Source organism: Spirillospora sp. NPDC048824 (assembly GCF_043198455.1).
Lineage (GTDB): Bacteria > Actinomycetota > Actinomycetes > Streptosporangiales > Streptosporangiaceae > Spirillospora.
On the sequence record NZ_JBICUS010000001.1, the window covers coordinates 212,057 to 233,910 of the forward strand.

Consider the following 21,854-nt stretch of genomic DNA (forward strand, 5'->3'; position numbering starts at 1 on the left):
CTCCCATCACAGAAGCCGGGGCACCTCGGTATTAACGGTCGTCTCAGGTTCGCTCGGTAGGAATCAGGCATCAGATCAGCGGAGTGACCCGTATGTAGGAGGCCAGTGATGGCAGTCAACGCAGCGCCGTCCGGGAAAGCGCCGGCCGGTCGGTTGGCCGGTCGGTGGGTGCCGTGGTTGGTGATCGGCCTGTGGATGGTGCTGGCGGCGTTCATGGTGCCGCTGAGCGGAAAGTTGAGCTCGGTCACCACCGACAGCGCCGCGGACACCCTGCCGGCCAGTGCAGAGTCCACCAAGGTGGCGGTGCTGGAGGACGGTCTCCCCGGGGGTGACGACAACACGTTCGTCTTCGTGTACCACCGCGCCGGCGGCATGACCGACGCCGACCGCACGACGGTCGAGCGCCACTACAACACCCTTGCCAAGCGGTACCCGCCGAAGGAGGCGGACCCCGCCGGCGGCGAGGACGAGGGCCCACCGACGAGATCCTCCACCGACGGCGAGGCGATGATGTTCACCCTCCCGGTGAGCACGACCTACGGCGAACCGGAGGCCGTCGTCGGCCCGTTGCGTGACGCCGCGAAGGACCGCCCCGCCGGCCTGGAACTCGACGTGACCGGCCCGGCCGCAATCGACGGCGACATGGACGCCGTCTTCGACGGCATCGACCTGCAGGTCCTCCTCACCACCGTCGTCGTCGTCACGCTCCTGCTCATCCTCACCTACCGCAGCCCGGTGTTGTGGTTGATCCCGCTGGTGGCCGTGGGCGCGGCCGCACTGACCGCGATGGCGACCGTCTACCTGCTCGTCAAGGGCTTCGGCATCGTGGTCAACAGCCAGAACTCGGCGCTGCTGACGATCCTGGTATTCGGCGTCGGCACGGACTACGCACTGTTGCTCATCTCCCGGTACCGGGAGACACTGCACCACCACGAGAACGTCCGGGTCGCGATGGTCCACGCGCTACGCAGCGCGGCGCCGGCCATCGTCGCGTCCGCGGCCACCGTGGTCGCCGGCCTGCTCTGCCTGCTCGTCGCGGACCTGAACAGCACCAGCGGGTTGGGCCCGATCGGTGCGGCCGGCATCCTGTGCGCGCTGGTGGCCATGCTGACGCTGTTCCCGGCGGTGCTCGTGGTGCTCGGCAGGCGGATCTTCTGGCCGGCCATCCCGCGGTTCAGCACGGCCGTGGAGGAGAAGCCGGGGCTGTGGGGACGGCTTGGCACCGCCATCAACCGCCGCCGGTGGGTTGCGACGCTCGGCTCGTTCGGAATCCTCGGCATGCTCGCCATCGGGCTGGCGGGCGACACCGGCACCCTGCGGGAGCAGGACCAGTTCCTGTCCGCGCCGGAGTCGGTCACCGGGTTCACCGTTCTCAGCCAGCACTTCCCGGAGCTCGGCGGCCAGCCGATGACGATCTTGACGCGGCCGGCGCACCAGGAGCGGGTGCTCGACATCGTCAAGGACACTCGCGGTGTGGCCCTGGCCGTCCCGGAGGAGACCAGCGGTGGCTGGGCCAACATCTCCGCGTTCCCGGCGGACGCGCCGGAAACCGCCGCGGAGTACGACACGATCAAGCGGGTGCGCACCGCCGTGCACGCGGTGAGCGGGGCGGAGGCGATCGTCGGCGGGCCGAGCGCGGAGAACCTCGACACCGAGGTGACCACCAGCCGCGACGAGAGGCTGGTGATGCCGCTGGTGCTCGCCGTCGTCCTGATCGTCCTCGGGCTGCTGCTGCGCGCGATCGTGGCCCCGCTGGTCCTGATGGCCACCGTGATCGTCTCATTCGCCGCGGCCTTCGGCGGCAGCGTGTTCGTCTTCGACACGATCCTCGGGTTCAAGGGCATCGACTATTCGGTGCCGCTGCTGGCATTCCTGTTCCTGGTGGCGCTCGGCGTCGACTACAACATCTTCTTGACCAGCCGGGCCCGGGAGGAGACCGTGCGTCTCGGCACCAGGGAGGGCATGCTCAAAGCCCTCTCCGCCACCGGTGGCGTCATCACCTCGGCAGGCGTGGTCCTGGCGGCCACGTTCGCGGTCCTCACGACACTTCCGCTGGTGATGCTGATCGAGGTCGGGTTCCTGGTCGCCTTCGGCGTGCTGCTCGACGCCCTGCTGGTGCGGTCGGTCCTGGTGCCCGCCCTCACCCTGCTGATCGGCCGGCGGATCTGGTGGCCGAACCGGCTGTCCCGTCCAGCGGCGGAACTGCCGGACGGTCGACAGCCGCTCGCCGACGACCAGGAGCCCACGCTGCAACGGTGAGCGCGTCGGCACGGACGAGATCCGGGACGGGGACCCAGGCCCGTCCCGGATCTCGTCATGGGCCCGACGGCCGCCCTTCGGGCCTGCGCCACGCGCCGGGGCGGGTCAGCGCACCGCGGTGTCCTATCCGGCGGTGAGCCGCGCGGTCGGGGCGGGCGGGGCCGCGGCCGGAAGGTCGACCCGAAGCAGCGCGCCACCGCGTGCGGAGCGGGCGACGGTGGCCCGGCCGCCGTGGGCGTCGACGACCCGCTGCACGATCGACAGCCCCAGACCGGATCCCGGCAACGCCCGGGCGCTGTCGGCACGGTAGAACCGGTCGAACACCCGCGGTACGTCGGCGGCGTCGATGCCCGGCCCGGCGTCGTCGACCTCGAGCACCGCCGACGCGCCCTCGGCTCGGAGCCGGACCTGGACCGGCTGGTCCGCGGGGGACCACTTGCCGGCGTTGTCGATGAGGTTGAGCACCGCCCGCTGGAGCGCGGCGGGACGCCCGCTCACCCACACGGAGGTCTCGTCGAGCGCGACCTCGATGTCGGGCACGCGGGAACGCGCCCGGGTCGCGGCGGCCACCACCACGTCGGCGAGGTCGAGCAGCTCGGTGCTCTCGTCGCTGACGTCACCGCGCGCCAGGTCGGTCAGCTCGGCGGCAAGGGTGCTCAACTCGGCCACCTGGGCGCCGAGATCGTCGAGCAGCCGGGTCCGGCTCTCCGCCGGCAGTGCGCTGTCCAGGGTGCCGCGCCGATCGAGCCGGATCAGCAGCTCGACGTTGAGGCGCAGGCTGGTGAGCGGGGTCTTGAGCTCGTGGGCGGCGTCCTCGGCGAGCAGCCGCTGAGCCCGCCGGGAGTCCCGGAGCGCGGCGAGCATGTCGTTGATCGACTGAATCAGCCGCCGGATCTCCCCACCGCCCTCATCCGGGATGTCGGCGTCGAGATCCCGGGTGTGCGCGACACGTACCGCGGCGGCGGTCAGCCGGTCGATCGGTGCCAGCCCGGTCCGCGCCACGGCCCGCCCGACAAGGGCGCCGCCGACCACGCAGAGCAGCCCGATCAGCAGCATGCCCAACCCGAACCGGGTGATCGGGCTGTCGTCGTCGGCGATGCGGGCCACCTGGACCGCGCCGTCGCCCGCCCGCAACGTGTAGATGAAGTAGCCGTCGCTGTCGTTCGACTCCATCAGGCCGGCCGACGCGCCCTGCGCCACGCGCCCGGCGTGCTCGCTGACCGGGGGCAGCGCGGGTTGGCCGGCCGGCGTCCGGGTCGAGCCGTCGGGCAGGATGACCCGCACCAGCTGACCGGATCCGGGATACGGCGGTAGCTGGACCTGCGCCAGACCGGCGCGCTCCGCGTCCGTCGCCAGGACGCGGGAGTCGGCGCGTAGCCGATTCTCGGCGGTGTCCTGCAGCTCCCAGTTCAGGAGCTCGATGCCCACCTGGAAGGCCACGAACACGCTGACCGCGATGGCCGTCGCCGCGATCATCGTCAGCCTGGTCCGCAGGGACCGCCGGCGCCACCATCGGGTCAGCCGGCGCGGTTCCCGGCCGGCGGGCCTGCTCACGGAGGAGTCTCCCGCAACGTGTATCCCAGGCCGCGCAGCGTGTAGATCAATCGCGGCTCACCCTCGGCCTCCATCTTGCGGCGCAGGTAGCTCACGTATACCTGGAGGTTGTTGGCGCTGGCGCACATGTCGAAGCCCCAGATCGCCTCGAACAGCGCGTCGTGGGTCAAGACCCGGGTCGCGTTGCGCAGGAGGACCTCCAGGAGGGAGAACTCGGTCCGGGTCAGGCGCAGCGGCCGCTCGCCCCGCCACGCCTCGAACCTGTCGGGATCGAGCCGGACGTCGGCGAACGACAGGACCTGCGACTCCCCGTCGGGCGGCGTGCGCCGGCGCAGCAGGGCCCGCACCCGGGCCAGCAACTCCTCGGTGGCGAACGGCTTGGGCAGGTAGTCGTCGGCGCCCGCGTCCAGTCCCGCGACCCGGTCGGAGACCTGGTCACGGGCGGTCAGCATCAGCACCGGCAGATCCCGGCCCGCGGCCCGCAACCGCCGGCAGGTCTCCAACCCGCCGAGGCGGGGCATCATCACGTCGAGGATCAGCAGATCCAGCGTGCCGCCGCCGGCCCCCCCGACCCCGTCGAGCACGGCGAGACCGTTGGCGACGGTGCTGGTGTCGTAACCCTCGACCTGGAGCACCCGCTCCAGCGACTCACGGATGGCCCTCTCATCATCCGCGATCATGATCCGCACGCCGGCCCGCCCCCTCCAGTCGATGCTTTTGCCGCTCATTGTCCCCGATCAACCTGAGAGCAGGATTAGCGCGTCGCCGGGGAGACCCCACCGCAACTGCAAGGTTCCCCAGCCGAGCAAGTGACCTGTCAGTCAGCCGGCTTCCCGCGAGTCGCCACGAGCGTGAGGATGTCGCTCACGTCCTCGACGGCCATCTCGATGCGGCCGTAGACGCGCGGGGTGAGGAGCGTGGTGCCGTCGAAGTCGCCGGAGGATGCGAAGACGGCGACCGGGAGGGTCATCGACTGGAAGAACCCGAACAACGGGCGAAGGGCGTGCTCCAGGACCAGCGCGTGGTGATCCCCGCCGCCGGTGGCGGCGAGGAAGACCGGCTTGTTCGCGAGTGCGTACTGGTCGACCAGGTCGAAGAAGTGCTTGAACAGGCCGGTGTACGAGCCGCGGAACACCGGGGTGGCGGCTATGAGCAGGTCGGCGTCCTCGGCGCGGCGGAGCGCGTCCTCGATCTCGGGGGCGATGCCCTCCCTCTCGAAGGCTCCGGTGAAGGCGGGGCCGAGCCGGTAGACGTCGATCCGGGTGTGCTCGACCGCGACGTCGTGGACGGCGAGCACGCTGGTGAGCGTCTGCAGCACGACGCCGGCCAGTCCGGCGGTCTTGGACTTCTCGCTCGGGCTGCCGTTGACGACCACCACCCGCAGTGTCCGAGCCTCCTCCTGGGAGGGGGCACGGCCGGTGCGGCCGCCGGTGAGAGCCCGCTGGTCGCTCGCGGTGGTGGTCATGCCGCCTGCTCCTTCCGGGCGCCGACCTCGCGGCGTACGACGGGGGCGACCTCGGTGCCGAGCAGTTCGATCGCATCGAGGACGTCCTTCTGCGGCATCCCGCCGAAGCCGATCTGGATCAGGGCGCGGTCCAGGCCGTAGAGCTCGTGGTAGGCCAGCAGCTTCTCGATGACCTCCTGCGGGCTGCCGACGACGAGACCGGCGCTGGGGGAGGTCTGGGCTTCGAAGGCGGCCCGCGGCATCGCGAACCCGCGGCCGCGCTGGTGGTTGTTGGCCATCATGCCCTTCGCGAAGTAGGGGTACATCGTGTCGCGGGCGCCCTGGCTGGTACGCCCGACGTGGCCGTGAAGGTTGATGCTGGTGCGCAGCGCGGCGGGGTCGTGCCCGGCCTGCTTTGCGGCTTCTCGGTACAGGTCGACGGTCTGCCGGTGGTGGGTGATCGGCCCGAGCAGCAGCGCCATGGCCATGGGGAGGCCGAGCCGGCCGGTGCTGATGGCGGAGGCGGGGGTTCCTCCGACGCCGACCCAGATCGGCAGTTCCTCCTGCAGCGCGCGGGGACCGACGTCGGCGGCGTCCAGTGCGGGGCGGAACCGTCCTTTCCAGGTGATGGGGTTCTGTGCGCGGATCCGCAGCAGCAGGTCGAGCTTCTCGCGGTACAGGTCGGCGTAGTCGGCCAGGTCGTAGCCGAAGAGGGGGAAGGACTCGGTGTAGGAGCCGCGGCCGGCGATGATCTCGGCCCGGCCCCCGGAGATCTGGTCGAGCGTGGCGAACTGCTCCCAGACCCGCACCGGATCGTCGGAGCCGAGGACGGTGACCGCGCTGGTCAGCCTGATGTTCGTGGTGGCCTGGGCGGCCGCGGCCAGGACGACGGAGGGGGCCGAGCCGACGAAGTCGGTGCGGTGGTGCTCGCCGACGGCGAACAGGTCGAGCCCGGCCTCGTCGGCGAGCCGCGCCTGCTCGATGGTCTCCCGGGCGCGCTGGTGTGCGGAGGGAAGCGTGCCGGTATGTGGGTCGGCGGTGATCTCGGCGAACGTCATGAAGCCGATCTCGAAGGGGGATCGCCCGCCGGTGACGGTGGTAGGCAACGTGCTCTCCTTACGGTCTCTTGTGCGGACGCCGTTCGGCGTCCCGACCCATAACAAGATGTCTGCGCAGGCAGATATTCCACCCCGGCGTGCTGCCTGCGCAGACATGTATGCCCGGCGATGAGGACGGCGGTCGCGCGCGGTACGCTCCGGACGTGGCGACTCCACGTCTGAGCGACCTTGAGAACGAGGCCTGGCAGGGCTTCCTGTATGCCCACGACCGCATCTGGCGTGAGATCGAGGCGGGGATCGCGCCGCTGGGCGTGAGCATGGCCGAGTACAGCGTCCTGTCCCTGCTCGGCCGAGCCGGCCGCTCCGGCATGCGGATGTCCGAGCTGGCCAGGGATCGGCTGATGTCGACCGGCGGTTTCACCCGGCTCGCCGACCGGCTGGAGCGCCGCGGGCTCATCGAGCGCCGGCGTGCGGCCGAGGACGGGCGCGGCTACGTCGCCGTCCTGACACCCGATGGGCGCAACCTCCTGCGCAGGGCATGGAAGCAGCAGCATGCCGACGTGCGCCGATTCTTCCTCGACCGTCTCGACGACGACGACCTGCGCGACCTCACGCGGATCTGGTCACGCCTCGGGCCGGAGAGCGACTAGGGGCGAGCCCGCGGTAGAAGGTGTCGAGCATGACGCTGCGCGCCGTCGAGGTCGTCGACGCGTGCGGGGCGGATCTCGTAGGTCACGTGGTCACTCCGGTTCCGGTCGGGTCGCCCAGCAGTGCCATGGTGAGGCGGCGAGCAGGTCGAGGATGGTGGCCTGGGTGAGCGTGTCCAGCCCGGAGGTGATCTCGTCACAGATGAGGATCCGGGGCCGGGCGAGGAGGGCGCGGGCGAGGGCGGCGCGCTGGATTTCGCCGCCGGCCGTCGCGGTTGCTGGTCATGACCCAGAGCACGCCGCGACGCTGATGCTCGCCCCGGCGTCAGCCGTCGGCCAGGTCGAGTCCGGCGCGGACGATGGCGTCGGCGTCGAGGCCGTGATGGCGGTACACGTCCTCGATGGACCCCGACTGGCCGAACCGCGTGACGCCCAGCGAGGTGGTCGGCACCCGGTTGATCGTCGCCAGGAACGCCAGCGTGTGCGGATGGCCGTCCAGCACGGTGACCAGCGGGGCGGCCCGGTGGGCGGGGAAGAGGCGGTCGAGGATCCAGCTCGACGCCTCCTCGTGGCCCTGGCGGGCGCGCACCGCGCTCATGAGCAGGCCGGGGCTGGTCACGCACACCACGTCGGCGTCGACGCCGTGGCCGGCCAGCCGGTCCGCCGCGATCAGGGCCTCGGGCACCACCGCGCCCATCGCCGCGATGGTGACCGCGGGGGACTCGGTGCGCCTCAGGAGGTAGCCTCCCGCGACCGCCTGCGCCCGGCGCCGTTCGCGGGCCGCCGGATCCCGTGGAACGCCGGCGAGCGACTGGTCCACCGGCCGGGTGGAGAGGCGCAGGTACGCCGAGCCGCCGTCCGGCCGCCCCAGCCGGGCCATGGACGCGAGCAGCGTCCATTCGACGTCGATGGCGAACGCCGGCTCGTACGAGACGCAGCCCGGCTGCTCGATGCCCAGCGACGGGGTGGTGATCGACTGGTGCGCGCCGCCCTCCGGTGCCAGGCTCACGCCGGACGGCGTCCCCACGAGGATCGACTGGCCGCCCGCGTAGATGCCGAACGACCACGGCTCCGCCGCCCGCTGCACGAAAGGGTCGTACAGCACGCCGATCGGCAGCAGTGGCTCGCCCCACCGGCTCCAGGTGGTGCCGAGCTCACCGATCAACCCGACCAGGTTGGTCTCCGCGATGCCCAGCTCGATGTGCTGTCCGGTGGGTCGCTCACGCCAGTGCAGGATCGTCTCGGAGTCGTCGGCGAACCAGTTGGGACGTTCCCGAGCCGACCAGACGCCCACCTTGTTGACCCAGCCGCCCAGGTTGGTGCTGGAACTGACGTCCGGGCTCACCGTCACCACCCTGCGGGCGATCTCGGGCGCCGAACGGGTGAGGTCCATCAGCACGCGGCCCAGTGCCGCCTGGGTCGTCGCCGTTCCGGTCGGGGTGCGGCCGAAGTCGTGGGGAGGGTCCGGCACCTTGGGCGCCCGGACGCCGGGGCGGCGCAGCCGACGCGCCGTCTCGGCGCACAGCAGCCCCGCGGCGCTGTCCGGGTCGAACCGCGTCCAGGGATGGGCCGGGTCGGCGCCGACCTCGGCCGCCAGCTCCTCCATCTGGGCGGTGGTCAGCAGCGAGGAATGGTTCTGCGGGTGGCCGTGGGTGGGCAGCCCGTACCCCTTCACGGTGTACGCGAAGACGACCGTGGGCCGATCGTCATCGATGGCGGAGTAGGCGCGGTCCAGTGCCGCCAGGTCATGCCCGCCCAGGTCGGCGATGACGGCCGCCAAGGTGGCGTCGTCCAGCCCGGTGATCAGTGAGGCGAGCCGCTCGCGCCCCGGACCGGTTCCCGGGAGGCGCTCGCGCAGCTCGCCGGGCCCGCAGCGCAGCAGCCGCTGGTACTCCGGGTTGGACATCCGGTCGATGCGCTCGCGCAGCGCGTCCCCGCCGGGCCGGCCGAACAGATCCTCCAGCAGGTCCCCGTACTTCACGGTCAGCACCTGCCACCCGGCGGCGGCGAACATCCCGCGCAACCGTTCGGCGGCGATGTCGGGGATCACCCGGTCCAGCGACTGGCGGTTCAGGTCGACGATCCAGACGATCTCCCCGAGCTCGCGCACGCCGGGTTCCAGGATCGCCTCCCACACCGCGCCCTCGTCCAGCTCCGCGTCGCCCACCAGCGAGTACTGCCGGCCGGTCCCGGCGCCGCCGAACGCATGGTCGACGTAGCGGCGGGCCAGCGCACCCCAGATCGGGGCGGTGGCGCCGATCCCGACCGAGCCGGTCGAGTAGTCCACCGGATCGGGGTCCTTGGTGCGGCTCGGGTAGCTTTGCAGCCCGCCGAACGCGCGCAGCGTCGGCAGGTGGGACTCCTCCAGCTCGCCGAGCAGGTAGTTGATCGCGTGCAGCACCGGGGAGGCGTGCGGTTTCACCGACACCCGGTCCTGCGGCCTCAGGTGGCCGAACCACAGCGCGGTCATGATCGACACGATGGACGCCGACGAGGCCTGGTGGCCGCCGACCTTGAGACCGGACGGGTTCGGGCGCACCCGGTTGGCCTCGTGGATCATCGAACTCGCCAGCCACAGCACCCGGCGCTCGATCTCCCGCAACGTGTCCCCGGCGGGCTGCCGCGCGGCGACCGGCACGCTTGCCATTTGTTTCATCAGCGTTCTCCTGACCGTGCATACGACTGCTAGAAGAAGAACATGAAGGTCAGTGGTGCACAACATGTGCGATAGGCATTGGGCAGAATGCACGCTCGTGTGGCATCTCCTGCGTAGAAAGTGAGCATCATGCGAAGTGAGGACCGCATCGACCAGACCGATGCGCGGCTGCTCATGGCCCTGAACGACACGCCGCGGGCCACCATGATCGCGCTGGCCCAGCGGGCGGGATCGACGCAGACGACCTCTACCGGATCGCCGGGGAGATCCTCGCGGTCCCGGGCGTCGAGCGGACCAACACCTCTCTGGTCATGCGCGAACTGGTGGAGTGACCGGCCGCGGCGCAGGAGGGCGCCCTAGTCCGGTACCGGCGCCGGCGGTGAGGCGGGGGAGGTCACCGCCCCTGCCGTCGGAGACAGCAGTTCGATGGCGTTCCCACCGAGGACGCCCGCGACCTGGTCGTCCGGTATGACCTTCCGCACCAGATCGATTCCGTGCCGGGTCGACCAGTACGGGTAGTCGCTGGAGAACAGCAGCCGCGAAGGCCCGACCAGTTCCGCCAGCAGGCTCAGGGACTCGGGTTGGTTGCAGACCGTGTCGAACCACATCCGGCGCAGGTAGTCCGCGAACGGCCGGTCCAGGTCGGGCCACCATCCCTTACCCCGGTAAACGTCGATCCGGCCGTGCAGATACGGCAGCGTCCCCCCGACGTGCGGATGGACGATCTTGAGCCGTGGATAGCGATCGAGGACGCCTCCGACGATGAGGGACATCGACGCGAAGCTCGTGTCGAACATGTATCCGATCGTCACTTCCATCTTGTAAGGCGTGACCCTCGGTTCCCGGAAGGAGCGGGTCGGATGCAGGAACAGGGGGAGCCCGAGTTCCTCCGCCCGCTCGTAGACCGGCCACACCCGCTCGTCCGCGACCGACATCCCGTCGATGCTGCCCGGCAGGTAGATCCCGCGCAGGCCGAGCCGGCCGACGGCGTCCTCCAGCATGTCGAGCGCCAGGTCGGGATGCTTGAGCGGGAGGTGCGCCAGCCCTGCGAAGCGCCCGGGATGAGTCGCCTGGGCCCGGGACAGTTCCTCATTGAGGAGCAGGCACAGGTCGTGCGCCTCCTCGCGCTCCCGGTCGTTGACGTCGCCCGCTGCCGCCACGCTGACGACGGCCATGTCGATCCCGGCCTCGTCCAGCACCTTGACCTGATGGTCGAGGTCGGTGAACCGCCGGTCGTACTTCCAGACCTCGTCGGGCGAGACTTCATAGACGTACCCCTCCGCGGTCCGTACCGCTCGGGGGCCGTGTGCCCTTCCGATGTGCGCGTCGAGGAACGCGGTGGGGTACCAGTGCCATTGGCTGTCGACCACGGTCATGTCTTACCTCCGTTGGTGTCGGTGAGAGTCCCGGGGGGAGGGGGACGAGGAGCGAGAAGACGTCCGGATCACCGGCGGGACGGCGCCCGCAGATCCGGGTCCGCGATGTCGCCGTCGATGACGACCGGCTCGTCGTCGAGGAACAGGCTGCACCCGCGCATCGGAATGTCGAGGTGGCAGGCGGTGTCGTTGGGACCGCCCAGTTCGTTGTTCGGGCCGATCGAGAACATGACGTTGCCGTAAATGGAGCGCAGCTCCATCCCCATTCCGCCTGGGAACGACGGCTGTGCGAGCCCGTGCCAGTGCGCGCGTTCGTCGAGACCCCACCCGATGTGGGACATCCCGTAGCCGCGCGGGTCGTTGAACGACGTGATGTAGGAGCGGATCAGGTCCGCGTCGAACCCTCCGCGTATGTCGGTGATGAATCCCTTCTCGATCGTGAACTCGACGCGGCCGGTCACGTACAGGTTCTGTGGCAGGAGCACGTCACCGGGGCCGAGGACGATCCGGCCGTCGACGCCGTCGTCCGCGGCCCCGGTGAACACGAATCCCGCCGGCCAGTGGTCCCACCGTCCCGGTGTGTCGGTGTACCCGTATTCGGGAACGGTCGGGTACGCGCCGAGCCGGTAGGTCACGTCGGTGCCGTGCTCGTTGGTGAAGCGCAGCGTCGATGCCTTCTCCAGCAGTCCGGCGGCGGCCTCGACCCGCTCGCGCAGTGCCGGGCTGGGGGCGAGGCGCGCGAGCAGTTCGACCGGCTCGACGACCGTGAGGATCCTGGTGCCCGCCGCCTGGACGGCGAACTGCTCGGGTGAGAAGAGCAGGAACGCCAGGTCGACGAGCATGTCCGACTGCTTCAGCGCCTCGACCGCCTGGGGGCTCGCGGCGAGCTCGGTCGATCCCACCGACCAGGTTCCCGTGTCCGGGAGCGGGTGCGGCAGGCGCAGGTGAAAGGTGGTGGCGCCGAGGCTTCTGGCCGCGTACATGAAGGCGTCGGCGTAGTCGAGCCGTTCGCGCCCCCGCGACAGCACGGTCACCCGCTCGCCTTCGTGGACGCCGCACAGTGTCAGCTGGCCGCGGAACAGTCCCTGGATCAGGCTCTGGTCGTACATCGTCATTCCTCTCAGAGGTGGTTCCGCAGGGCGGCCCAGAACCCGTCCGGGTTGTCCCACGGCACCATGTGACCGGCGTCCGGAACGGAGATCACCGGGAGTGCGGGGTTGGCGCGCGCGAGCTCGGCGGAGTCGGCGGCGGTGACGACCGGGCTCGCCTCGCCGCGCACCAGGGCGACCGGTGGGAGCAGCCGGCGCCAGAGGTCGTGGAAGTCGTCGCGGTGAAAGCCGTCGAGAGTCTCCAGGACGGCAACGGGGTCGCAGGTCGGCAGTTCCCGTGCCCTGATGGCGATCTCACGCCGCGGCCAGCGCGGGTAGCGCGCTCGGATCAGTTCGGTAAGGCCCGCCGCCCGGCGGGCCTCACCGAGTTGCGCGAGGAAGTCCTCCCGGGTGGTCGGGTAGGGCCGCCGGCCCGGACCCGACAGCGGCGGGTCGACCAGAACGACACGGCCGTGCCGTCCGGGGTGCCGCACCGCATACGCCGCCGCGATGCGCGCGCCGAACGAGTGGCCGAGCAGCGCCGGCGCGTCCAGCTGCAGGGACGCGACGATGGCGGCGACGTCGTCCACATGGTGGCCGAGCGTGTAGTGGCCCGCGGGGGCCCGCCCGGATCTGCCGCGGCCGCGCAGGTCCGGCACGTAAACCGTGTACCGGTCGGCGAGGGCGAGGGCGATGAACTCCGCCGCGTGCGCCGTGGTGGTGATCCCCGGCAGCACCAGCAGCGGCGGGGCGCCTCCGCCGCCGCCGTAGCGAAGCACCCGCAGCCGGAGGCCGCCGGCGTCCACCGGCAGGCTGTCCCCGCGCGGCTCCGGCGCGGGACCTCCCTCCCCCGTCACTGCGGGGCCCGGCGATCGGAGCCGACCGGCGCCTTCAACTGATGTTTCATGGGAGAAGTGGATCCACTTTGCGTGGAGAAAGTCAAGTATTCCTCCGGAACGGTGGAGAGTTGAGTACAGTTGGGGGCGCGAAACGACGCGGCCGTGACTCGCCGTGCTCGGGTGTGCCGTCCACGTACCGGGAGACATGGTGATGAGCGTTGAAATCGGGTCGCCCCAGCGAGCCGACGGCCGACGGCTGGTCGTCGACATCCACGCCCACGTCCGCCGGCTGATCCTCGACGGGACGCTGCCGCCGGGGTCGACCGTGGCCCAGGCCGAGCTGGCGAGGACGCTCGGAGTCAGCCGCACGCCGTTGCGCGAGGCCTTCCGGATGCTGCAGGAGGAGGGGCTGCTCGAGATCGCGCCCAACCAGCGCGCACGCGTCAGCGACATCGACATCGCCTACGTCGACCAGGTCTACGGCGCGAGGATCCTCCTGGAGTCCCTGGGCGTCGCGCTCACCCTTCCCGAGTTGAACGCGGAGCGCTTTGCGCAGATGAGGGCGCTCCTAGAGCGGATGGAGACGCTGGCCGAGGCCGGCGACTGGAAGTCGTGGCAGCAGGCGCACCACGACTTCCATGCGGTACACAGCGCGCGCGTCGGCGGTCAGGTGCGGCAGATCATGTCGAGCCTGGCGGAGCACTGCCAGCGGTACATCACGCAGAACCGGGTTCATGAGGTGCAGACACTGGACGTCGCGCACCGGGAGCACACGAAGCTGCTCGAGGCGCTGGAGAGCGGCGACCAGTCCACGGCGGTCGAGTCGATCGTCAGGCATCTCGCGAGGACCGTCCTGACGACCATGGCGCACACCGCGCCCGAGTACGAGCCGGTCGGCGTCCGGACGGCGCTGCGCATGGTGCTGGGCACCGCGCAGGACTGACAGCCCGCTCCGTCACCGTCCATGGGCGGTTACGGAGCGGGCTCTCACCTTTACTCCCTGGCGCCCTACCCGCCTCCCGCACTCCCTTGACCTGTACCTTCGCGACTCGGCTCCGGCGTGGCGGCCGAGTCTTCGGCGATGCGCCCGCGGCGACCGCGACCTCCGAGCCAGTAGATTAAGTGGATCCACTTTGTTGGCCAAAGGGTTGACTTCGCTGGATGAAGTGTGTTCACTTTGGCCCTACGTTCCGTCGGAGTGAGGAGAGCGGGACATGCTGGAAGCCACCTACACCGAGGCCGGGTTCGGACGGCCCGTACGTCGCGGCCACCGCCCGGCCGTGGTCGTCGTCGACTTCAGCGAGGGATTCACCGATCCGTCGTTCCCCACCGGGGCCGACATGTCGGCCGAGGTCGAGGCGTGCGCCGTGCTGCTGGCCTCGGCGCGGGAACGGGGCTTCCCCCGCGTCTTCACCACGATCGCCCACGAGGGCCCGCACGACGCCACCGCATGGTGGGACAAGGCGCCCGGTCTGCGCACGTTCATGGCGGGGTCGCGGGCCGTCCGGCTGGACGAACGCCTCGGTCGGCGGGCCGACGAGGCACTCGTGGTCAAGAGGGGGCCGTCGGCGTTCCACGGCACCGACCTGGCCGGACGGCTCACCCGCGATCGCGTCGACACGGTGATCGTGTGCGGGGCGACCACGAGCGGGTGCGTGCGCGCGACCGTCGTCGACGCCGTGCAGCTGGGATACCCGGTTCTGGTGCCGCGGGAGTGCGTGGCGGACCGGGCCCGGGGGCCGCACGAGGCGAGCCTGTTCGACATGAACCAGAAGTACGCCGACGTCCTCAGCCTCGCCGAAACGCTCGCCCACCTCGCGGGCATCCCGGCCGCCGATTGATCCGCGGTGGCCGGCCAAACGGGCTCCCGAAGCGGCAGTCACCCCATGGAAGGGGTTAGTTCAATGGTTTCTCTGAAGACCACATCCACGATGGCGGCCATTCTGCTGACGATTTCGGCATGCGGCGTCGGGCAGGGCGCGTCGGACGGCACCGGCCGCTGCGGCACCTTCACCCTCGGTGCGCTGGACGACGACTCGCACCGCGCGGCCTACCACGCGATCGAGAAGGGCCAGGTGAAGTCCGAGGTGATCGGCAAGTTGAAGATCGATTACCTGCAGATTCCGGCGCTCATCCAGGCGACCGCCTCGGGGCAGTACGACGTGGTCGGCACCTCACTGCCGGGTGTGGTCAACGCGCGCGAGAAGGGTGGCGTCGACCTGCGCATCGTCGGCCTCATCCAGGCGCAGACCGGCGGCGGAACCAAGACTTTCGTTCCCAGCGGATCCGACATTCAGAGCGGGCGCGACCTGAAGGGGAAGACGGTCGGCGTCAGCGGATTCGGTTCGAGCGTGATGATGTCGACGCAGATCGTGTACACGAAGAAGTATGGCCTGGACGCCAAGGCCGAGGGCGGCGACATCAAGTACGTCGAACTGGATCCGCAGACGATGTACAGCGCCCTCAAGAAGGGCGACATCGACGCCGCCGTCCTGTTCCATCAGGCGGGCTGGCGTGCGAGCAATGACCCCGGCCTCCGGGTCGTGGCCGATATCGACAACGACTTCCGCGAGATCAGCGGGGCATGGCTGGTGGGCGCCGCCTATGTCGTGCCGGGTGACCTGCTCAAGAAGAAGTCGAAGTGTGTCGCCGAGTTCCAGCGCATGATCGGCGAGTCGGTCGCCTACGCGGAGAAGAACGTGAGCGAACTGGCTCCGGAGATCAGCGAGCAGACCGGCGTCGAGGCCGCGTTCATCGAGTACTGGTGGAACCAGAAGTCCTACCGTTTCGGGGGCGGCACCGACCCCGAATGGATCGAGTGGGCGGGCAAGTTCTACCGGCTTGCGCACGAGGGCGGGCACCTGCCGAAGAACCCGGATCTCGGCGAGATCGTGGTCAACGGCGGCACCGGTGAGTGAGCACGGCACGGGCACCGCGGTCCTGGGCGAGCGGGGCGGCACCGGGCGCGGGACGCGGGACCGCGACCCCGTCCCCGGTGGCGGGACGGCGAAGCCCGGCCGCCGCTGGATCCTCGCCCGCCTGCTGGCCGACGGCCTGCCGCTGCTGCTGCTCGCGGCGTGGTTCTGGTATTCGGCGAACGTCTCCGCGGCCGAACTGCCGAACCCCGTCGAGGTGGGCCGGGAGAGCATCGACCTGCTGGTCGGCGAAGGCGCGGTGCACACCTGGACCTCGATGGTCCGGATCGTGCTGGCGGTGCTGCTGGCGACGTGCATCGGCAGCCTGCTCGTCTTCCTCGCCGGCGTCGCACCGGTCACCGAACTGCTGATCGGCAAGCGTGTACTGCCGTTCTTCAACAGCGTCCCGGCCCTCGGCTGGGCGATCCTCGGCGTCATCTGGTTCGGTGTCGGAGACTTCTCGGTGGTCTTCGTGGTGACCGCGATCACGGTCCCCTTCTGCCTGGTCAACCTCTGGGAGGGCAAACGCGCGCTCGATCCCGGGCTGCTGGAGATGGGGCACAGTTTCACCCGGTCGCGGGTCCGTGTCCTCTTCGCGATCGAGCTGCCGTTGCTGGTGCCCTACATCTTCGCCGCGGCCCGCCTTTCCTTCTCGGTGGGGTGGAAGGTCGCGCTCATCGCGGAGTTCTTCGGCTCGCAGACCGGGCTGGGACTCGTCATGAACCGGGCAAGGCAGTCCTTCGACTCGCCGACGGTCTTCGCCACGATCATCGTGGTCCTTGTGATCGTCAGCGTGGTGGAACGGCTCCTCTTCGACCCCCTGGCACATTGGTTCGCCAAGCGGACCGGGACGGCGGTGGCGCGGTGAACACCATAGACATCCAGAATCTGGAAGTCCGGTTCGGTGACGAGGTCATCATCGATGGCATCGATCTCGGGATTCGGGACGGGGAACTGGTCACGCTGCTGGGGCCGAGCGGCTGCGGCAAGTCGACGATGCTGCGCATTCTCGGCGGACTCGCCGGCCATCACGGCGGCAGTGTCACCGTGAACGGCCGTCCGGCGGCGCAATCATGGGACAGTCTCGCGTACGTCTTCCAGGCCGCTCGCCTGGCGCCGTGGAGAACCGCGTTGGACAACGTGGTCCTCGGCATGAAGCTGCGAGGAGTCGACGGCTCAAGGCGCGAGATCCGGGAACGCGCCCGCGGCTTCCTGGAGACGGTGGGCATCGGCGCCCTGGCGGACCGCCCCGCTCACGCGCTCTCCGGCGGGGAGCAGCAGCGCGTCTCGATCGCCCGGGCACTGTCGGTGGAACCGAGCGTGCTGATGATGGACGAGCCGTTCAGCGCGCTCGACGTGCAGACGCGGCGGCGTCTCCGGCAGGAGATCGTGTCGCTCTGGGAACGCACCGCGCTCACCATCGTGCTGGTCACCCACGACATAGAGGAAGCCCTCGTCGTGGGCAGCCGCGTCGTCGTCTGCTCCCCCAAACCGACGGGGATCCTCGCGGACATCGACGTGGACATGCCCTACCCCCGGGACCCCGCGGCCGCCGAGTTCGGCGAGCACCGCAAGCGCATCGTCGGTCTGTTCGGCTCCGAGGCGGCGGTCGGCGGCCGGACCGGGGCGGAAGTCCGCTGACGGTGCGGGTCGATCTCATGCTGAACGGCAAAGGGAGAATTCTGTGAGTGCGGACATTCAGTCCTCAGATGGGCCTGCCTTCCGTCTCGGGACGGCGACCCGCGATGATGTGCGGACGGCGGTCGTGGAGTCGCGGGGCTCGCTGTACGACCTGGCGGAACTGGTGCCGGCGGCTCCGCCCGCGAGTTCCGTCCTGGACCTGGTCGAAAGCGGCTGGGACGCCGCCCTCGACGGGATCGCCGAGGCCCTGGCCGACGGTCCGGCGGCGGAGCCGCTGGACGAAGGATCCTTGCGCTGGCAGGCGCCGGTGATGCACCCGCGGAAGCTCATCTGCATCGGCACCAACTACAAGGATCACATCCGGGAGATGGGATTCAGCCTCGACGCGCTGTCCGCCTCTCCGTACAGCTTCATGGTCCCGCCGACCACCACGCTGGTGGGAACGGGACAGCACGTCGCCGTCCCCGCGATCGCCGAGCGGATCGACTGGGAGGCCGAGGTCGCCCTCGTCATCGGCCGTCCCACCCGCAATGTGGAGGCCGCCGACGCCCCCGAGCACGTGGCGGGGTTCGCGGTGCTCAACGACCTTTCCGCGCGGGACTGGAGCGGCCCGAACGCACCCGCGGTCGGCATCGACTGGGTCATGACCAAGGCGCACGACGGGTTCAAGCCGATGGCTCCGTTCGTCACGCCGGCACGCTTCATCGCCACCCCGGAGAAGTTGTGGGTGCGGTCGTGGGTGAACGGCCGCCTGAAGCAGGACGGGTCCACCAGCGACATGGTGTTCGACTTCTGGCAGATCATCGAGCACCTGTCCCGCATCATGACCCTGGAGCCGGGCGACGTCATCGCCACCGGCACTCCGGCGGGCGTCGGTCATGGCCGCCGCCCGCCCGAGTACCTCACCGCCGGCGACCACGTCGCCGTCGAGGTCGAGTCGCTGGGGCGGGTGGAGACGACACTGATCGGGCAGGACGGCGCCCCGTCCGCCGTGCGCACCGGGACGGCCGTGCCGGACGGCCGGCCGTGACGGGTCGGGCGATGATGCGGGCGGCCGTCCTGGAAAGGCGCGGCAAGCCGGACGAGTTGTACGTCCGGTCGTGGCCGCGGCCGGCGCCGGGCCCCGGCGAGGTGCTGGTCGCGGTCCGCACCGTCACCACGGCGTCCTTCGACATGCAGGCGCGCACGCTGCCGATCACGGAACTGCCGAGGATCCTCGGGCAGGACCCAGCCGGGGTGGTCGCCGAGACCGGGACCGGGGCGGCCCGGTTCCGGGTCGGTGATCGCGTCACCGTCGGCGGCTTCCAGCCGTGCGGTTCGTGCGAGCCCTGCCGCGACGGACGTCCGTTCTGCAACCGGCACGAAGTGCTCGGCATACAGCGCGACGGCGGCCAAGCCGAGTTCGTCACGGTGCCCGAAGAGCTCGTGGTGCCCATTCCGGACGGCATCGGATTCGCCGAGGCGTCCATCATGGCCGTCACCTACCCGGTCGCCTGGAACCTGATCAGCGTCAGCGGACAGGTCCGCCCCGGCGACCGCGTACTGGTCATGGCCGCGGCCGGCGGTCTCGGCCTGGCCTGCGTCCAGGTCGCCCGCTCGCTGGGCGCACACGTCGTCGCGGCGGTCGGCGCGCAGTGGAAGGCCGAGCGGCTCCGGGAACTTCTCGGCATCGACTCGGTCGTTGACTACTCGCGGCCGAACTGGGCCGAGGACATACGCCGGATCACCGGTCAGGGCGGGGTCGACCTCGTCGCGGACAATATCTCCAACCCCGCGCTGTTCGAGGACACGCTGCGGCTGCTGGCGGTCGGTGGGCGCCTCGTCACCTGCGGTGCGCACGGTGGTGGAGTCGTCAGTGTCGACATCCGCCGGCTGTACCTCAACCGCCAGTCGATCATCGGGGTGAACATCCCCGGCCGGGACGTCGTGACCGCGGTCTGGAGGAACGTCGAGCAGGGACGTCTGCCGGCGCCCCCGCTCGTCGAGGAATTCAGGCTCGACGATCTCCCGGACGTGCACCGCCTGATCGCCGCCCGGAAGACGATCGGCCGCACGCTCATCCGGGTGAGCGAGGACGGCCCGGCGGGCGGCTCCCACCCGAACGATCACGACATCGAGGAGTCATAGTGCCCATTCCCCTGCCTCCCGAAGAGCGGTCCGCCCCCTGCGTGTCACCGATCACGCACACCAGATATCTCGCCATCGGCGTCCCCGACTACCACAGGTCGGTCGATTTCTATGGCTCGACCTGGGGGCTGCGGCCCGTCGTGGACGACACCGGGGTGACCTTCTTCTCCGCCGAGGCCAGCGAGGAGCAGTTCGTGCTCCGCGTGCGCGCGGCCGAGCAGAGGCGCCTCGACCTGCTGGCACTCGCCGTTTCGACGCCGGCCGAGGTCGACCGGCTGGCCGAGTCCCTCGCACGGGCCGGAGTGCGAATCGACCTCACGCCGACGTCGCTGACCGCTCCGGGCGGAGGCTACGGGTTCCGGTTCTTCGACCCCGACGGTCGCCTCATCGAGATCTCCTGCGACGTCGCGACCCGCGAGGCGCGGGTGCTCGAGGAGCGCGAGGACATTCCGAGCAAGCTCAGCCACGTGGTGTTCAACACCGCGAACCTGGCGCGGACGATCGCCTTCTACGAACGTCATCTGGGCTTCCGGATCTCCGACTGGGTGGAGGACCGGATGGTCTTCATGCGCTGCGGGCGCGACCACCACACGCTGGGGTTCGCCGCCGCCGCCCACGCCTCCCTCAACCATGTCTCGTTCGAGATGCGCGGCGTCGAGGAGTACATGCGGGGAACCGGACGCCTGACCAGAGCCGGGTTCCCCGTGCTCTGGGGTCCCGGGCGGCACGGGCCGGGCGACAACACCTTCTCCTACTTCCGATCGCCGGACGGCCACGTGGTCGAGTACACCACCGCGCTGCTGCAGGTCGATGAGAGCACCTGGGTGCCCTGCCGGTGGGACGGCGGCGGCGAGGAGGCCGACCAGTGGGGGACGGCGGGCCCCATCGACGAGTTCATCCCGGTCGCGGTCGGGGACCCGGACCCGGGCCTGTGGACACCGCCTCCGTTCTGACCAGCCGCTTCCACCCTTCAGGAGAGTCATGACCGGCACAGGTCCGCCCGGGTACCGGAGTGAAGCCCGACCCGCCGGGCGAGGCGCGTCCGGACCGCTGGCCGGAATGCGCGTCATCGAACTCGGTTCCGTCGTCGCCGGCCCCTTCGCGGGTCGCCTGCTCGCGGATCTCGGCGCCGACGTGATCAAAATTGAGGCCCCGGGACGACCCGACCCCCTGCGTCACTGGGGGCAGGAGTCGTACCGGGGGCACAAGCTGTGGTGGACCGTACACGCCAGGAACAAGCGCTGCGTCACGCTCGACCTCCGCATCGAGCGGGCACAGCGACTCCTGCTGGACATGGTCGCCACCGCGGACGTGGTGGTGGAGAACTTCCGTCCGGGCACGCTCGAACGCTGGAACATCGACTATCCGCGCATGCGGCGCGCCAACCCCGGGATCGTCCTCTGCCAGATCTCCGGCTTCGGGCAGACCGGACCCTACAGTCACCGTGCCGGCTACGCCTCCGTGGCCGAGGCCATGAGCGGTCTCCGGGCCCTGAACGGATACCCCGGGCAGGCACCGCCGCGCATGGGCATCTCGCTCGGTGACTCGCTCGCGGGCATGTTCGCGGTCCAGGGCATCCTCGCCGCACTACTGCACCGCGACCGTACGGGCGAGGGCCAGGTCGTCGACGTGGCGCTCACCGAATCGTGCCTCGCACTGCTGGAGTCGGTCATCCCCGAATTCGACCGCCTGGGCCGGATCCGCGAACCTGGCGGGACTCGCCTGGAAGGGATCGCCCCCTCGAACCTTTTCCGCTCCAAGGACGGGGTCTGGGTCGTCATCGCCGCGAATCAGGACACCCTGTTCAAGCGGTTGTGCGAGGTGATGGACAGGCGTGAACTCGCCACCGACCCGCGCTATCGCGATCACGAGGCCCGTGCCGCCAACCAGGACGCCATCGAGGCCGTCGTCGCCGAATGGGCCGGACGGCACGACGCCCGCCATATCCAGGAGGTGCTGGCCGACAGCGGTGTCGCCGTCGGCCCCGTGTACTCGGTGGACCAGGTCGTCAGCGATCCCCAGTTCCTGGCCCGGGGCATGCTCACTCCGCATTTCGACGAGCGGCTCGGTGAGGAAGTGCTCGGGCCGGGAGTGGTCCCCCGGTTCTCCGCCACACCCGGTTCTGTGAGGTGGGCCGGCCCGGCGGTACCGGGGGCGCACAACGCCGATGTGTATCCCGAACTACTCGGTCTGACAGCGAACGACCTTGAGGAGCTGGCCGATGAAGGCGTCATCTGAAACCAAGGGTCG

At 70.2% G+C, this 21,854-nt stretch carries 20 protein-coding genes; 11 read left to right on the top strand and 9 right to left on the bottom strand.

Going from position 1 to position 21,854, the window contains the following annotated elements:
• The first annotated feature begins 180 nt into the window (after window positions 1–180).
• Window positions 181–2,259, top strand: coding sequence for an MMPL family transporter (locus ACGFIS_RS00965; protein ID WP_392969300.1), 2,079 nt, complete (start codon window positions 181–183; stop codon window positions 2,257–2,259).
• Window positions 2,260–2,382: 123 nt separating this feature from the next.
• On the opposite strand, the gene ACGFIS_RS00970 is transcribed toward ACGFIS_RS00965, so the two are convergent.
• The 4 genes from ACGFIS_RS00970 to ACGFIS_RS00985 all read right to left on the bottom strand — a co-directional run bounded on the left by ACGFIS_RS00970 (window position 2,383) and on the right by ACGFIS_RS00985 (window position 6,363).
• Window positions 2,383–3,813: an ATP-binding protein gene (locus ACGFIS_RS00970; protein WP_392968883.1), complete on the bottom strand. Its 1,431-nt coding sequence runs from the start codon at window positions 3,811–3,813 to the stop codon at window positions 2,383–2,385.
• Window positions 3,810–4,502, bottom strand: coding sequence for a response regulator transcription factor (locus ACGFIS_RS00975; protein WP_392907614.1), 693 nt, complete (start codon window positions 4,500–4,502; stop codon window positions 3,810–3,812). The genes ACGFIS_RS00970 and ACGFIS_RS00975 overlap by 4 nt, the downstream gene beginning before the upstream one ends.
• Window positions 4,503–4,630: 128 nt before the next feature.
• The gene (locus ACGFIS_RS00980; protein WP_392907299.1) at window positions 4,631–5,278 is read right to left on the bottom strand and encodes an NAD(P)H-dependent oxidoreductase; all 648 of its coding nucleotides are present in this window, start codon (window positions 5,276–5,278) and stop codon (window positions 4,631–4,633) included.
• Window positions 5,275–6,363 carry an LLM class flavin-dependent oxidoreductase gene (locus ACGFIS_RS00985; protein WP_392907296.1) on the bottom strand — a complete coding sequence of 363 codons (1,089 nt, stop codon included), beginning with the start codon at window positions 6,361–6,363 and terminating at the stop codon, window positions 5,275–5,277. The genes ACGFIS_RS00980 and ACGFIS_RS00985 overlap by 4 nt, the downstream gene beginning before the upstream one ends.
• A gap of 155 nt (window positions 6,364–6,518) precedes the next feature.
• Between ACGFIS_RS00985 and ACGFIS_RS00990 the strand changes: the two genes are divergently transcribed.
• Window positions 6,519–6,965 carry a MarR family winged helix-turn-helix transcriptional regulator gene (locus ACGFIS_RS00990; RefSeq protein ID WP_392907293.1) on the top strand — a complete coding sequence of 149 codons (447 nt, stop codon included), beginning with the start codon at window positions 6,519–6,521 and terminating at the stop codon, window positions 6,963–6,965.
• 90 nt (window positions 6,966–7,055) lie between these two features.
• Here ACGFIS_RS00990 and ACGFIS_RS00995 read toward each other — a convergent pair whose 3' ends face one another.
• From ACGFIS_RS00995 to ACGFIS_RS01015, 5 genes are all read right to left on the bottom strand, one after another.
• On the bottom strand, window positions 7,056–7,217 hold the full coding sequence (locus ACGFIS_RS00995; RefSeq protein ID WP_392907612.1) for a hypothetical protein: 162 nt from the start codon (window positions 7,215–7,217) through the stop codon (window positions 7,056–7,058).
• A gap of 70 nt (window positions 7,218–7,287) precedes the next feature.
• A complete protein-coding gene (locus tag ACGFIS_RS01000; RefSeq protein ID WP_392968886.1) occupies window positions 7,288–9,618 on the bottom strand; it encodes a pyruvate dehydrogenase in 2,331 nt (776 codons plus the stop codon).
• A 356-nt stretch (window positions 9,619–9,974) separates the two neighbouring features.
• The gene (locus ACGFIS_RS01005) at window positions 9,975–10,994 is read right to left on the bottom strand and encodes an amidohydrolase family protein (RefSeq protein WP_392907287.1); all 1,020 of its coding nucleotides are present in this window, start codon (window positions 10,992–10,994) and stop codon (window positions 9,975–9,977) included.
• 68 nt (window positions 10,995–11,062) lie between these two features.
• Window positions 11,063–12,103: a leucyl aminopeptidase gene (locus ACGFIS_RS01010; RefSeq protein WP_392907284.1), complete on the bottom strand. Its 1,041-nt coding sequence runs from the start codon at window positions 12,101–12,103 to the stop codon at window positions 11,063–11,065.
• 11 nt (window positions 12,104–12,114) lie between these two features.
• Window positions 12,115–12,888 (bottom strand): alpha/beta fold hydrolase, encoded by a 774-nt coding sequence (locus ACGFIS_RS01015; RefSeq protein WP_392907281.1) that lies wholly within the window; start codon window positions 12,886–12,888, stop codon window positions 12,115–12,117.
• A gap of 244 nt (window positions 12,889–13,132) precedes the next feature.
• Here ACGFIS_RS01015 and ACGFIS_RS01020 point away from each other — a divergent pair, with 244 nt between their 5' ends.
• The 9 genes from ACGFIS_RS01020 (at window position 13,133) to ACGFIS_RS01060 (ending at window position 21,842) form a co-directional block, all read left to right on the top strand.
• Window positions 13,133–13,864 (top strand): GntR family transcriptional regulator, encoded by a 732-nt coding sequence (locus ACGFIS_RS01020; protein WP_392907278.1) that lies wholly within the window; start codon window positions 13,133–13,135, stop codon window positions 13,862–13,864.
• Window positions 13,865–14,135: 271 nt separating this feature from the next.
• Entirely contained in the window at window positions 14,136–14,762 is a 627-nt protein-coding gene (locus ACGFIS_RS01025; RefSeq protein WP_392907275.1) for an isochorismatase family protein, read from the top strand.
• A gap of 6 nt (window positions 14,763–14,768) precedes the next feature.
• Entirely contained in the window at window positions 14,769–15,839 is a 1,071-nt protein-coding gene (locus ACGFIS_RS01030) for an ABC transporter substrate-binding protein (RefSeq protein ID WP_392907272.1), read from the top strand.
• Entirely contained in the window at window positions 15,832–16,704 is an 873-nt protein-coding gene (locus ACGFIS_RS01035; protein WP_392907269.1) for an ABC transporter permease, read from the top strand. Before ACGFIS_RS01030 ends, ACGFIS_RS01035 begins: the two co-directional genes overlap by 8 nt.
• A complete protein-coding gene (locus ACGFIS_RS01040) occupies window positions 16,701–17,477 on the top strand; it encodes an ABC transporter ATP-binding protein (protein WP_392907266.1) in 777 nt (258 codons plus the stop codon). Before ACGFIS_RS01035 ends, ACGFIS_RS01040 begins: the two co-directional genes overlap by 4 nt.
• A gap of 43 nt (window positions 17,478–17,520) precedes the next feature.
• Window positions 17,521–18,507, top strand: coding sequence for a fumarylacetoacetate hydrolase family protein (locus tag ACGFIS_RS01045; RefSeq protein WP_392907263.1), 987 nt, complete (start codon window positions 17,521–17,523; stop codon window positions 18,505–18,507).
• Window positions 18,504–19,604 carry a zinc-binding dehydrogenase gene (locus ACGFIS_RS01050; protein WP_392907260.1) on the top strand — a complete coding sequence of 367 codons (1,101 nt, stop codon included), beginning with the start codon at window positions 18,504–18,506 and terminating at the stop codon, window positions 19,602–19,604. Before ACGFIS_RS01045 ends, ACGFIS_RS01050 begins: the two co-directional genes overlap by 4 nt.
• Complete coding sequence (locus tag ACGFIS_RS01055; protein ID WP_392907257.1) at window positions 19,604–20,557, top strand: VOC family protein; 954 nt, start codon at window positions 19,604–19,606, stop codon at window positions 20,555–20,557. Before ACGFIS_RS01050 ends, ACGFIS_RS01055 begins: the two co-directional genes overlap by 1 nt.
• Window positions 20,558–20,585: 28 nt before the next feature.
• A complete protein-coding gene (locus tag ACGFIS_RS01060; RefSeq protein WP_392907254.1) occupies window positions 20,586–21,842 on the top strand; it encodes a CaiB/BaiF CoA transferase family protein in 1,257 nt (418 codons plus the stop codon).
• Window positions 21,843–21,854: the final 12 nt, after the last annotated feature.